The organism is Endozoicomonas sp. 8E, assembly GCF_032883915.1.
Classification (GTDB): Bacteria; Pseudomonadota; Gammaproteobacteria; order Pseudomonadales; family Endozoicomonadaceae; genus Endozoicomonas_A.
In genome coordinates, this window is the sequence record NZ_CP120717.1 from 932,219 (window position 1) to 945,528 (window position 13,310).

General features: G+C 49.2%; 10 protein-coding genes. 2 read left to right on the top strand and 8 right to left on the bottom strand.

Translation table 11 applies throughout. The features are described from left to right. Nucleotides 1-55: 55 nt before the first annotated feature. The 7 genes from P6910_RS03830 to P6910_RS03860 form a co-directional block, all read right to left on the bottom strand. Nucleotides 56-1,027, bottom strand: a complete 972-nt coding sequence (locus P6910_RS03830) for an aldo/keto reductase (RefSeq protein WP_317144961.1) — start codon at nt 1,025-1,027, stop codon at nt 56-58. A gap of 114 nt (nt 1,028-1,141) precedes the next feature. Beyond that, a complete protein-coding gene (locus tag P6910_RS03835; RefSeq protein ID WP_317144962.1) occupies nt 1,142-1,447 on the bottom strand; it encodes a DUF1244 domain-containing protein in 306 nt (101 codons plus the stop codon). Nucleotides 1,448-1,534: 87 nt separating this feature from the next. After that, on the bottom strand, nt 1,535-3,751 hold the full coding sequence (locus tag P6910_RS03840) for a YgiQ family radical SAM protein (RefSeq protein WP_317144963.1): 2,217 nt from the start codon (nt 3,749-3,751) through the stop codon (nt 1,535-1,537). Between the two features lie 549 nt (nt 3,752-4,300). Beyond that, the gene (locus tag P6910_RS03845) at nt 4,301-5,632 is read right to left on the bottom strand and encodes a hypothetical protein (RefSeq protein ID WP_317144964.1); all 1,332 of its coding nucleotides are present in this window, start codon (nt 5,630-5,632) and stop codon (nt 4,301-4,303) included. Continuing rightward, entirely contained in the window at nt 5,632-6,126 is a 495-nt protein-coding gene (locus P6910_RS03850; protein WP_317144965.1) for a SycD/LcrH family type III secretion system chaperone, read from the bottom strand. The genes P6910_RS03845 and P6910_RS03850 overlap by 1 nt, the downstream gene beginning before the upstream one ends. Nucleotides 6,127-6,237: 111 nt before the next feature. After that, nucleotides 6,238-9,462, bottom strand: a complete 3,225-nt coding sequence (locus P6910_RS03855) for a hypothetical protein (protein ID WP_317144966.1) — start codon at nt 9,460-9,462, stop codon at nt 6,238-6,240. Between the two features lie 117 nt (nt 9,463-9,579). After that, the gene (locus P6910_RS03860; RefSeq protein ID WP_317144967.1) at nt 9,580-10,167 is read right to left on the bottom strand and encodes a hypothetical protein; all 588 of its coding nucleotides are present in this window, start codon (nt 10,165-10,167) and stop codon (nt 9,580-9,582) included. A 96-nt stretch (nt 10,168-10,263) separates the two neighbouring features. Between P6910_RS03860 and P6910_RS03865 the strand changes: the two genes are divergently transcribed. Both P6910_RS03865 and P6910_RS03870 read left to right on the top strand, forming a co-directional pair. Beyond that, nucleotides 10,264-10,578: a hypothetical protein gene (locus tag P6910_RS03865; protein ID WP_317144968.1), complete on the top strand. Its 315-nt coding sequence runs from the start codon at nt 10,264-10,266 to the stop codon at nt 10,576-10,578. Between the two features lie 60 nt (nt 10,579-10,638). Continuing rightward, nucleotides 10,639-11,706 (top strand): hypothetical protein, encoded by a 1,068-nt coding sequence (locus P6910_RS03870; RefSeq protein WP_317144969.1) that lies wholly within the window; start codon nt 10,639-10,641, stop codon nt 11,704-11,706. An 84-nt stretch (nt 11,707-11,790) separates the two neighbouring features. Here P6910_RS03870 and dbpA read toward each other — a convergent pair whose 3' ends face one another. Next, nucleotides 11,791-13,170 carry an ATP-dependent RNA helicase DbpA gene (dbpA, locus tag P6910_RS03875; RefSeq protein ID WP_317144970.1) on the bottom strand — a complete coding sequence of 460 codons (1,380 nt, stop codon included), beginning with the start codon at nt 13,168-13,170 and terminating at the stop codon, nt 11,791-11,793. Between the last annotated feature and the right edge of the window lie 140 nt (nt 13,171-13,310).

Here is a 13,310-nt window from a genome sequence, read left to right on the forward strand (position 1 = left end):
AAAGTCTGATGAAAAGAAGCGGTTTCTGTCAACGCCGAGGCTGCTTTATTTCAAATCAAGGCAGAGGTCGTCCTCTGGAGGCGATATAAAGCTTGTACCAGTCTTCCCTGTTTAGATGAACTTCCATCGCCTGAGAGCATGCGCGAATACGATCTTTATCCGTTGTGCCAATAACGGGCTGAATGCTGGCCGGGTGTCTCATCAGCCAGGCCAGAACAATGGCTTCTCTGGAAGTCTGATAGTCTTCAGCCATCTCGGTGACCTGTTTTGCAGTGGCCTGAACGGCCGCTGGTTCCTTACTGGTATCTTTTCCGGTGAACAGTCCCTGATCCAGACAGCCCCAAGCCTGAAGCTGAATGCTATTCTTACGACAGTAATCAATCATTCCCGGCGTAAAGCCAGTGTCGGCACTCTCATTCATGGCAACCAATATCCCGTCTTCCACGAAGTCACAACGGGCAAGACTGATGGGCAACTGGTTGGCTATCAAAGGCTGTTCGATGCAGGAGTGAAGATAGGCGATTTGATGCTGGTTCATATTGGAAACACCAAAGTGCCGTACTTTTCCGCTGTCGTATAGACGAGTAAACGCTTCGGCGATTAAATCGGGCTCCATCAGCGGGTCAGGGCGATGCAGTAACAGAATATCCAGATACTCTGTACCGAGTCTTTCGAGAATGCCATTGACACTGAACTCTATCCATTGAGGAGAAAGATCGTATCGACCGGGGTTATCATCGTCGGCAAAGCGAATGCCACATTTGGACTGGATGATCAGGCCTTGGCGAAGTCTTGGCTCTGCTTTAATAACATTGCTGAATGCCTGTTCTGCTTTGCCCATGGCGTAGATATCAGCATGGTCAAAGAAGTTAATGCCACACTCCAGGGCTGCATTTACGGTATTATGGGCCAGAGTAGAGTCGTGATCGGAAATAGGATTATTGTTCCACTCACCTCCGAGACCCATACAACCATAAATCAGTCGGCTGGCTTTAGGAATGTGAATCTGTAGCGGGAAACGATTCATACTCAGCTCTCTTCTTAAGGACCATTCGGAAAGCTCAAGGCGGTTCGGAAAAACTCATTGCTGCATTGACATTACTATGGCTGTTTGTTGGATATTCGGTCAGTATTCAGAGCACTACTTCTTTTGTCTGGCTTTAAAAGCGGCCAGCTGTTCTTCAGATGCGGGCTGCTGATGCTTTTCTTTCCATTGGGAATAGGGCATGCCATAGATACGTTCTCTGGCTTCATTGTCGGACACTTCAACACCCAGATCATCAGCAGCCGTTTTGTACCACTTGCCCAGACAGTTCCGACAAAAGTTTGCCAGAATCATCAGGTCAATATTCTGCACCTCTTTATTATCATCAAGGTGCTTTAGCAGACGGCGAAAAGTAGCTGCGTCCAGTTTATCCTGAGTTTCCTGATCAATCTGTGTATTCATCACATCTTCCTTATAAGTTTGGCAGGCAGTGTAAGAAATTGTGGGTCAATAAAAAAGCCCCGGAGTTTTCGGAGCTTTCTTCAGGGATTATCTGGACTTTTTATTGGCTAAAGGCTTTTTCCGGGCTACCGGTTTCTTGCGGGGAGCCCGGTTATCCCATTGACCACCACGGGCCTTCTGGAATTTTCCCGCAGGCTTTTTGTTGTGTGGTCGGCGGTTGTCTTTGCTCTGTTCTTCCGCAGGTACCAGCTGATTGGGGCCGTCGCCGATCAGTTCAGAGCGGTTCATCTTTCTCAGGGCGTTGCGAAGGACATCCCAGTTTCTGGAGTCGTGATAACGCAGGAAGGCTTTTTGCAGACGACGTTGTTCCAGCTCTTTGGGAATATAAAGTCTGTCACCCTTGTAATTGAGCTTCTTGAGCGGGTTACGACCGGAATAGTACATAGCCGTTGCCAGGGACATAGGCGACGGATAAAAGGTTTGTACCTGGTCGACACGGAACTTGTGACGCTTCAGCCAGAGCGACAGGTTCATCATATCTTCGTCTTCACAACCCGGGTGAGCGGCAATGAAGTAAGGAATGAGATACTGCTTTTTTCCGGCTTCTTTGGAGAACTTGTCGAACATTTTCTTGAAAGCGTCGTAGGTGCCCATGCCGGGTTTCATCATCAGGTCCAGAGTACCTTTCTCGGTATGCTCCGGCGCAATCTTCAGATATCCACCGACGTGATGTGTGACCAGCTCACGGACGTATTCCGGATCTTCTACTGCCAGATCATAACGAAGACCCGAAGCAATGGCGATTTTCTTGATGCCGGGAATGGCACGGGCTTTTCGGTAAAGCTCTGTCGTTTGCTTGTGTGAGGTTTCCAGATTTTTGCAGATACCGGGGAACACACAGGAAAGACGGCGGCAGCTGGCCTGAATCTCTGCACTCTTGCAGTTCAAGTGATACATGTTGGCAGTGGGGCCACCCAGGTCAGAAATCTGACCGGTAAAGCCTGGCACCTTGTCCCTGATCTCTTCCAGTTCCTGCAGAACGGATTCCTGGGAACGACTCTGGATGACCCGACCTTCGTGCTCGGTGATGGAGCAGAAAGTACAGCCACCAAAGCAGCCCCGCATGATATTCACGGACGTTTTGATCATGTCATAGGCCGGAATTTTGGCATCACCGTAGGACGGGTGTGGCCTGCGTTGATAAGGCAGGGCGAAGACACCATCAATCTCCGGCGTTTCCAGAGGAATGGGGGGCGGGTTTACCCAGATTTCCCGGTTGCCATGTTTCTGCACCAGCACCCGGGCATTATGGGGGTTGGATTCCTGGTGCAGCACTCGGGAGGCATGGGCGTATAGGGCTGGATCTTTACGCACTTTTTCAAACGACGGCAGACGAATGCAGCTTTTGCTGGAATCGAATTCAGTCTTGCGGTGCAGCGGAAGTGGAACAATACGGACAGGCTGAATATCCGACTGCTGTCCTTTTTTGGATTCGCACTCTTCTTCCTGCACATATTCGTACGGGCTGGTGCCATAGGCTTCTTCCAGAGATCCCGGATCTCTTGGCCAGTCGATACGGGTAGAGTCGATTTCGGTCCAGCCTTCTGGTGTGCCAGGCTTAACGACAACCGTACCGCGAATATCATCCATATTTTTGATGTTAACGCCTGCAGCCAGTTTGTCCGCCACTTCGGCCATGGCTCGCTCAGCGTTGCCATAGAGAAGGATATCTGCCGTGGAATCCATCAGAACAGAACGGCGCACTTCATTACTCCAGTAATCATACTGGGCAATCCTGCGAAGGCTGGCCTCAATACCGCCAATAACGACGGGCACATCGTTATAGGCTTCTTTACAACGCTGACTGTAAACAATCACCGAGCGATCAGGTCGTTTGCCCGGCTCTGCATCCGGTGTGTAAGCATCGTCGTTACGAACTTTCAGGTCGGCAGTGTAGCGGTTGATCATGGAGTCCATGTTGCCGCCGGTGACACCGTAGAAGAGGTTGGGCTTACCCAGACGCATAAAGTCTGCTGTGTTGTTCCAGTTTGGCTGGGCAATAATGCCCACCCTGAAACCCTGGGATTCCAGGAAACGGCCAATGACTGCCATACCGAAGCTGGGGTGATCTACGTAGCCATCGCCTGTGACAATGATGATGTCGCAGGAATCCCAGCCTAACTCATCCATCTCTGCTCGGGTCATGGGGAGGTAAGGCGCTGTGCCATAGCATTCAGCCCAGTACTTTGGGTAAGAAAACAGTTCCTTGGCAGGTACAGGTTGCTGCAGAGAGGAGTGACTCATGAATGTTCTGGTTTTATCTGTTCTATCTGAAGGGGCACTATTCTTTCAAAAAATGTGTCGTTTAGATAGCAAGAATTGCTGCCAAGGGATGAGATGAAACCGAAGTGATGTGGTGATAAACCATCCCTGCCTCGGTATGACCATCATTGATTCATGGCAAAGGCAGGGTGGTCAGATACTTAAGTACTCAGCCATACGGAATCGAATATTTCTGGCTTATTGGGCAGGTGCTCTGCAAGGCGCAACGACGGGAACATAGCAAGCTATGTGACCAGAGTTGCAACGCAGCACGACTGCATGGATGCAGGAGCTAGCAGCCTGTCGGACTTAAGACTGTCCTACTGCGGTTGCAATAAATTGGTCTAAAAATCCCTGTTTCTTCGTCAAATAGCTCGCTATTCTCCTCAGAAACAGAGATTTTTATCCTCAATTTCTTGCAATCCTCGCTACGGACGCTTAAGTCCGACAGGCTGCTAGAGCAACGCAGGAGCAGTTGCCGCGAGTGCCTGAACAATAAGTCAGAAAATATGATTTCGTATGGTTGAGTACTTACACAGAGGTGAAGCGCTTGATCAGGCTCAGTTCAGCGTCTGCATCCTTCATGGAAGAGAGCACTTCGTTAGGAACATCGGATATATGACCGATAAACCTCTTGATATCCTTTGTCTCTGTAATCTCTTTATCACCGGTTGCTGCACTCATGCTGTCTCCGATACTGCTATCCAGTCCCTGAGAGCCCAGAATTTCTTCTGCCAGAGCGGGGTCTCCGCCTTCCAGTGCATTGATAGCTGCCTCAAGCTTCTTCTTGGCTTCTTCTGATTCTGCCTGTTGCTGGAGAGTCTGCAGCAGAGCCTTTCTTCTCTCAAAGTGATCAAGACCTTCGCTGGCAATCTGCAGGCCTTCAGTGGCATCGCTCACTGGAGAGCCGGATTCATCAAAGACTTCATTGCGCTCTTCGGTATCATCCGTTTTTGATGGGTGATTATCGGTTTGTTCAGAGGAGCCGATTTCCACCATGGAGGCTGGCATAAAAGGACTCGCATGTTTGATTAAGCTCACATCCGCATCCCCGGTCTGCTGCAGCATAAAGTCAATTTCATTTTTGGAGAAGATACTCAGATGAGAGTTGTCTTTGCCGGGGTTGACCTCTCGGTCAATCATCAATGCGGTTTCCCACAGCATGACTGGCGGGAACAGGAAAGACAGGGCTTTCAGGAAAATATTGTCAGGATTAGCTGTAGCCTCGGCACTGGCGCTGTTAGCCTCTTCAATGTGTTCCCGAATACGCTCGATATTACTATCATGCCGCTGTTGAGCATCAAGGGAAGCCATCTCAATCTTGTTTTCAGCGTATTTAACCGAGCTGTCTTCCAGGCTGGCATTGATCTGAGCCAGTATTTCTTCGAGCTTATCAGCGGTCAGTGTGCCCTCGACATGCTCTGTCCGAAGTTGGTCTACGGCATTATCGATGTCTTGTAGAACATGAGGAGGGGCTTGCACCATCGTTGACAGTTTGTTATCGATATGATGAAGCGGTTCATTGACGGGCAGATTCGCTAACTCGGGGCGGTTATTGGAAACTGAGTTGGGAGTCTCACCAAATATTCCTCCAATCTCGCCTCGCAGCCTGGCGGCGGTCTGTTGGGTTACCTGCTTTTCAAGGTTACCCACTTCACCTGTTATTGCTGAATCGGGTTCTGGAATGCTGGGAGCCTTTGAAGCACCAATAGGCCAATCAACCTGAACTTCCCCGTTTATGACGGATATCGTGTTACTGTTGTCAAAGCCGCTGGAGACCGGGTTAGTCTTCTCAATCTCTTTTAGAACTTCTGCCTGCGTTGGGACTACAACTGCACTATTGCGATTAACTGAATCGACCATCAGGACTGCCCTCCCTTTTCGTCCTCAAAGTTCTGGAGCAGGTTTTCGACCCTTTTCAGCTCCAGATGTGTAAACTGATGTTTTCTGGCATCTTTCAAGGCACTTTTATAAATCACTTCAGCAATGCCTCTTTCCTTCAGAGCCAGATAGCAATCGCCCATATAGACTTTGGCCAGTGGATTACTGATATCCATTCGCGCAGCGTATTCGAGGGTTTTGATGGCCTGACCGTAGGTCTTCAGCATCATCTGACAGGAACCCAGGCAAAGAAAGTTACGGGCATTCCAGTGATCATAAAAGCAGAGATATTGGAAGATTTTGGCAGCCTCTTCAAAGTGACCATTCTGGTACTGGCTGTAGCCATGGGAATAAATGGACTCAAGGGCTTTCTCACTCATCTGGTTGGCTTCTGCCAGCGTTCCTCCAGTGAGCAGGTATTCGGTGATAGTGGCCAGTTCCTGACTGTCAGGGGCCTGTAAGGGCTGTTTCGACATCGACGGCATCCTTGCTGGTATATCAATTGACTGTTTCTAAAGGTATAGCATCCGCTTTCAATAGACTCCTGCCTGTTAAGACGAAAGTTATAAAAAGGTCTAATGAGTGGTTCAAGGTCCTTTCTTCGACTTATCGCCTGCCTTTTCAGGTTTGGCTTGTTTTACCGGTTGCTTCGTAAACAACTGGTAATCTTCCTCGAAACCGCATTGAAAGTAATGCTCCATAGAAGCAAACCATTGGTGTTCTCCCTCGGAATAAGTGGAGTATTCCAGGCGCAGGTGGGGTTCCGGGTTTGTGCAGAGGTCGAGTTCCTCGGGCCTGACCAGACCTGGCCGGAAGTAGAGCTTATTGCTCATCGGCAGGTTAGCCTGGATAGGAATGTTCAGAGCATCTGACAGAAAGGTAAAGTCAACGCCAAAATACCAGGAGTCTTTCAGAAAAGTACCCTGCTGTACTCTTGCCAGCAGTGCTTTTAAATCCAGCTTCTCAGGCACAGCTTTGCCATCAGGTGTTTTTCCTGTCTCATTGAGAACTTCAAGATAGTCACAGAGCCTTGTCTGGATTTTCAGGCCCAGTTCACCGGGATCGGCATTTTCCTCTTTAACAGCGGTGGCTTGGGGTTGAGGTTCTGTTGGACCTTTTTCTCTTCGCCCCTGCCGCTTCCCTTTTTTGCCTTTTCTGGATTTTGCAGCGGTCAGATTTTTTTCCTGAAAGCTTTCTGAATCATAGAGCTTCATGGGTGCTATAAGCTTGTGCTCTAAGATCGAAATGCCCAGGGCGACCATCATGTTCTCGGGAATAGGCAGCTTCAGGGGTAGCAAAACCTCTTGAGGTTCTTCAATGCCTGTAACTAATGGGGCTTCCATGTCCGTTTCATTGAAGTCCTTTGAAAATTCAGCGCTAGCCACCGGAAGGGTTGCCATGGATGAGGTTGCCGGGTCGGACAGGGAGCCCTGTGCAGAGTCATCACTGCGGCCAGGCGCAGGGCCCGGATCATCAGGGTTCAGGGTCTGTTGTTTGTCTTCAGTGGAGGTAGGGCTGGTTTTTTCATCCGGCGTCGGGGTGTTTGTTTTCGCGATTGAAAGCGTCTGTCGGACTTGAGCCGCCTGTTCACATGTAAGGGTTTTTGCCAGCATTCCCATACTGGTGTCGAGATTTTTGCCGAGTTCTTCCAGATCCTTGATGTGATCGGCTAGCTCGCGATGTCGTTCTGAGTCACTTCTTAACTCACTGCGTCGCTGTGAGCCAATTTTTTTAGACAGCTTGTAATGCTGAATCATTTGACCCCGTCGGGCATAAATATCTGGAATGTCCCTGCAGCATTGAATGACGGCTTTTCCCTCTGCAACCAGGTACTCCATGTCATTGTGAAGGTCCACCAATGCATCAACAAACTCTGGCTGATCTTCATTAAGGCTAAAGAAAATCTCCTGCGCTTCTTTGACGGCCTTATTCATGATCAGGGTGTTGATACTGATTTGCTGCATATTAAGCTTGAACTGCTTCAGTGCTTCCCTGAATTTGATGTCTTTCTCCAGCTCAGGCGGACCCTGATTTTCCAGGGCTTCACTGTAGGCATAAACGGGCTCAATCATTTTGTGAACAGACTTCAGTTGACGCCGAAGCCTGGAGGTCACCATGTCTGCATAACTGTAGTGAGCCTGAGCCTTGTCAAAGCCGCTGACCCGGGAATGATGAATCACTTTCTTGAAGATATTGTTCAGAACACCAATAGGCTCTTTTCTGGCAAACGCCTCAGCTGCCTCGTTCAGAGTACTTTCCAGATCATAGGGCTTTGGCTCAGGGGGCTCTGGCTTCTTCTCTGCGGCTGCGGCCTGTATGGCCTGCTTTTTCTGCCATTGGGCCTCCTGTCTCTGTTCTTCTTTTTCCCGACGTTTTTTTGCTCTGGCCTCCAGTTTTTCTTTGATCTGCTTTTGTTCCTCTTCTTCTTCTCTAATCAGGTCGGAAGCTATCTGAACGACCCCTGCTTCGCGCTCATGAAGATCCTTTATTACTAATTGGTAGTCGTTGTTGATCCGCTCAAAAAGGTACACCAGCGCAGCCCATAGGTCGTCAGTTAGCATTTTTTTCTTGTTAATGGTTCTGATCAGGGTTACTAACTCAGTTAACAGAACTACAGTCCCTTCCAGCCGTGCTTTAAAGTAGGCCAGTGGTTCAGGGCGGTCATAAAGATAGGCTAGCGATACAATTAGGGAATGGCAGAGCGAGAAAACATCCTGTGGGGCAAAGTCAGGATTATTTGCTTCCATCTGTTTCCGGAAGAACTGCAAGAAGCGCTCAGCTTGTTTGGGGTTGTCTGCCAGAATGGCGGCATTGATCAGATGCTTGACTCTCCAGCTGCACAGCTTCACTACTTGTGGCTGCTCCGGGTCGAAGTCAGTCAACCACTGGATGAAGCAGCAGGAATGGGTCGCCAGCATTTGGCGAAGTTTATCCTTACCGTCAGTGGGCATGTAGTCATCCATAGCCAGATCAGCCAGCATGGCTGCCCCGAAGGCCGCTCTATCGAGGGCAATAAGGCTTTCTTCAAGTTTTGAATATTGTTCAAGCCCCAGCTGACATTGAATGACTTCCTGGTACATTTTCATGCATTCTATGGACTGGGGCAAAAAGTCTTCTATCCTTTGGCGGAAGGTTTCGCTCCCTCGTATGGCATCAAGTTTAGGAATTACCTTGAGAGCCGCGAAAAAGCGTATTCCACAAAAACTGGCATAAAGGTGTATCCGTTTTTTCTCTTGCCAGTACTCCTTGTGGCGTTTGTCAGAATTTCCCAGAATGACGAGGTCTTTCAGGAGATTCTGTTCCTCTTCGCTGACCCGTCGCGATCTGGCAGCTCTTCTGGCGGTGCTTTCCAGTTTTCCATAAGCTCTGTAATCCGACTGGAGCACTTGGTACATCTGGTTCACATTGGAAAAATGCGCATCCAGTAATCGTTTCATCTCTACGAACAGAACCCGAGTGGACTCTTTGTAGCCATCATAAAGTTCACATTTAAGTTCGGGTTCCCTTTTATTTAAGTCATTCTCTATTATAAACGCGGCAATGGCTTTTCGGGACTCTTCGACCTTATATCCCATTTCGGCCATTTCATCTGGAGTGTATTTCTTGCTGCTGACGCTGCGCCTGGATAGCTGCCCGTCTTTGCCAGCCATGGTAGTCGCTCTCGCTACCAGATTTTCACCGCTGGTGGGAGTAATATCACGGTGATTACGTTGACCTGTGACTTTGCTTTCCTGTTCAGAGCCTATTGAAGATTGAGAAGGGGGAATATTCCCTGTTTGGGGAGAGGGCATACCCCGATTTGTTCCGTCCACTGTAACCTCCCTTTTACCAGTTCGTTTTTTTCGGTTTAGAAAGTCTAGCAGATTTGTCAGCAGAGGCAGGATGGCAGGAAGCTGGCTCACAGGAGCCAGCTTTAAGTTAGGGATAGGTCAGATATCCCAGTGCAGACCCAGGTTAAAGCCCTTCATGCTCTCATCGTTATAGATGCCCTTGGTGCCATCCATATCGATTTCGTAGAGGCGGTAGCCAGCCTGTAGTTTCAGGCCGGCAAACAGGTAAAAACGGGCACCCACTTCCAGATCATTAAAGTCAGTATCTTCAGAACGCCCTGCGAACAGCTTACTGTAAAAGCTGATAGTGCTGGCCTGAAACAGCTCCACATCGGCAGTTAACATGGGGATTGTATCGCTGAATGAGGCGTCCAGGTATTTACCGCTGTCAAAGCGACGAAGCCCCAGGCCCAGGTCCAGGGCAATATTGCCATTATCCAGAATTTCGTAGTAGCCGGAGGCATCATAACTGTCGAATTTCAGCTTGTCATGATTGAGTTTGCTGTAGCCTACCGAGAGATTGGGGAGCAGTGGGATAGGGTGCTCTATCTGTCCGTAAACGGTGTGAAAGTCACCGTGATCGTCAGTATTCCAGTAGTTGTAACCCAGTTTTGCGCCAATAATATCTGCCTGGGCAACGTTAATGCTGGCCGCCAGGATGACAGCCGTCAGAATCGATTTTTTCATTTGTCGTTATTACTTAGATAAAAATAACAAAATTACCGTTTTGAGCACTGGCTCCTATGCTGACTTTTACCAATAGCCAATGCTCAGCGATATTTCATGTCCCTGAGGAGGGGGTCGCAAAACTCTCTACAGCGTGGGAACGAGTTGACTCCCGTCATTCCCGGCTTCATTCCCGCGAAGGCGGGAATCCACACTGACTCACCACCAGAACCATACTGCCCGGTGCCCCCCTGGCCTTGTCATCCCCGAGAAGGCAGAGATCCACCGTTGGCGCTGGATTCCCGCCTTCGCGGGAATGACGACCTCAGAGCATGGGAACGAGCTGTTGGAGTTTTGCGACACCCTCTGAGGGGAGAGGATGTGGCGGTAAATCCTAACTTCGTCTATATAACTGTGTCTAGAAAAAGATAACTCCAATAGCTCTGAGGCAGCCGGTTCTGAATTATCAATTTTTAGCAGTGGTGAAATCTGATGCGTTTAGTTCGAATGGCTTTATCCAGTCTGACAGGAGCTTTCCTTTCACTGTCTATGGCACATGCGCAAGCAAATAAAGCGTGCTGGCTTACAACCTATGCCAACAGCTCGTACAGCGTCGATGCTCTCTCTGAAATCATCGAAGCAATGGACGATGTGCCACTTTGTGTGATGAATTCGCCGACACGCTCTGGCATTGAGGTTGGGCATGTGGCCTATGAGGGAGTAGAAGGCAGCGAAGTTCTGGCCTGCCTGTACAAGGATTCCAACGGAAATAACTCTTACGGTTATGAATTTCAGTGGCTTTCGGCCAATTACACTCAGTTACAGCAAGAGGAAGCCAATAATCCCTATTTGAAGGATCCCGCGGGAATTACTACTGAACTTTTTCTATCAAAGCGTGTTTTTGAGTTTTGTGATCTACTGACAGGAGAGCCCGAGATTGGTGCTCAGGGTGGAAAGTATCAGGGAGAATCAATCTCCGGAGGTGGCGACAAACCTACCGGGGAAGCTGAGCCTGCCACGCAGGGACCCAGATTCTGTATGGGGAGCAGAACCGAAGAAGTTGGTGGAGAAAATCGCCGTTACTTCTCTTTTGGTACTAAATCAGCCGATGGCGAGCGCTGTGAGCTGGGTGAGTCTCGTTATTACGAGAAATCCCCTTATTATGAGACTCTTGGCTCAGCCAATACTCACAGTGACAGCACTCAGCAGAGCCCCGATCAGGTTTTCTTAGCCCTGGCACCGGAGAATCAGGGGTGCAGGTTCCCTGAATATGTCAAAGGCAACATTGATGTCTGCAAGTTCGATATAGGGACTGATAATGGCCATTACTGGATTCGGGACGGTCAGGAAATGAGGCATTCTGCCGGGAGTCTGGGTGAGTGTGCCCGTTTCAACTACGAACCAAGGTTTTGCATGGATATGAAAGGTCACTGCATTATTGGCAGAAAAGTCAAACACGATAGTGATCACAACCGCAACTACTGTTATGTCTGCAATAAAGAGATAACTCAGGAAGCGAAAAAACTGGACTGGAGCAAGATCAAGTGTATTACCCCTTGATTTAAGAGGCAGTTTCCAGAAAATCCGGCTCATAACACAAATTGGATGTCTTATGGGCCGTGAGCACTTCAAACACTTGAGTTATCAGAGTCTGCGAACTTTAAACTTCCGGCCCTTGATCCTGCCCTGTTCAAGGCGAGCCAAGGCTTTTCGGGCATTTTCTCTTTTAATAGCCACGTAGGCGACAAAATCATAGATATTGATTTTGCCGACCTGGTCTCCGGGAATGCCAGCGTCACCAGTTAGAGCGCCCAGAATATCGCCAGGGCGCACCTTGTTCTTTTTTCCTCCATCAATAGCCAGTGTCACCATTGGGGCTTTTGGGGGTGGCTGTGTTGCTGGCTTCAGTGCTCTGTGGTCACCAAAAGTCAGTTCCGTCCGCAGGATATCGGCAATAGCATCCAGCTTGTATTGCTCACGGGAGGTGTGCAGGTTTAAGGCCAGCCCTTCCTTGCCGGCGCGACCTGTTCGCCCGACTCTGTGGACGTGGACTTCCGGATCCCGACTCAGGTCATAATTGATGACGGCGGCCAGATCATCAATGTCCAGGCCCCGGGCTGCGACATCGGTAGCAATCAGAACGTCGGCACTCTGGTTTGAAAATCGTACCAGCATCTGGTCTCGTTCTCGCTGTTCCATATCACCATGGAGTACCAATGGCTTGTAACCCTGATCATAAAGGTATGTTCCAACTTCTTTACAGGTCTGTTTGGTATTGCAAAAGATGACAGCAGAAGCGGGCTGAAAATGGCTGAGCAGTTTGCAGAGGGTTTCTGATTTATCACTGTTCTCAGCTTGATAGAAAAACTGTTGAATGTGCTGGTGAGTATGCACTGACTCAACAGTGATTTCTTCAGGTTCAGACTGGAACTTTTGGCTCAGAACCCTGATCTGTTTGGGGTAAGTGGCTGAATAAAGAAGTGTCTGTCTGTTTGCCGGGGTGTGATCCAGAATGTTTTCAATGGCATCAATAAATCCCATATCCAACATACGGTCGGCTTCATCCAATACCACTGTCTTAAGTTGCTCGATAGTCAGTGTTCGCTTACGCAAATGATCCTGAATTCTTCCCGGTGTACCGACGACGATATGGGCGCCATGGGAGAGTGAGTTGATCTGTGGACCAATAGGTTGCCCACCGCACAAGGTAACGACCTTGATGTTCTGGCGGTAGCGAGCCAGTTTTCGAATCTCGTTGGCGACCTGGGTCGCCAGTTCACGAGTTGGACACAGCACCAGTCCCTGGCAACCAAAAAAGCGTTGATGAATGCCCAGAAGCATACCAATGGCAAAGGCTGCCGTTTTACCACTGCCGGTTTTGGCCTTGGCAATCAGGTCCCTGCCAGCCATAGCCAGAGGTAAACTTTTTTGCTGGATAGGGGTCATTTCCCGGTAGCCAATCTGCTCCAGGTTGTTCAGCAGCGCTTCGGGCAGCGGCAAGTCGGAAAAAGGGTGTGTACTCAAGGTTTACTCTCTACCGTGAAAAGCACGCATCAGCGGATAGGACATCATACAAATCCAGGTGGCAATGCAGTTTGGGGCTCGGAGTATAACAGAGCTTGAGCAAAAGCGCGGATGTGGAGTATACCCATGGAAGAAAAGCT

Coding starts and splice junctions, on each gene's coding strand:
- P6910_RS03840 (WP_317144963.1), bottom strand. CDS start 3,751: ATGAGTCACTCCTCTCTGCAGCAACCTGTACCTGCCAAGGAACTGTTT.
- P6910_RS03870 (WP_317144969.1), top strand. CDS start 10,639: ATGCGTTTAGTTCGAATGGCTTTATCCAGTCTGACAGGAGCTTTCCTT.
- P6910_RS03860 (WP_317144967.1), bottom strand. CDS start 10,167: ATGAAAAAATCGATTCTGACGGCTGTCATCCTGGCGGCCAGCATTAAC.
- P6910_RS03850 (WP_317144965.1), bottom strand. CDS start 6,126: ATGTCGAAACAGCCCTTACAGGCCCCTGACAGTCAGGAACTGGCCACT.
- P6910_RS03845 (WP_317144964.1), bottom strand. CDS start 5,632: ATGGTCGATTCAGTTAATCGCAATAGTGCAGTTGTAGTCCCAACGCAG.
- P6910_RS03835 (WP_317144962.1), bottom strand. CDS start 1,447: ATGAATACACAGATTGATCAGGAAACTCAGGATAAACTGGACGCAGCT.
- P6910_RS03865 (WP_317144968.1), top strand. CDS start 10,264: ATGTCCCTGAGGAGGGGGTCGCAAAACTCTCTACAGCGTGGGAACGAG.
- P6910_RS03830 (WP_317144961.1), bottom strand. CDS start 1,027: ATGAATCGTTTCCCGCTACAGATTCACATTCCTAAAGCCAGCCGACTG.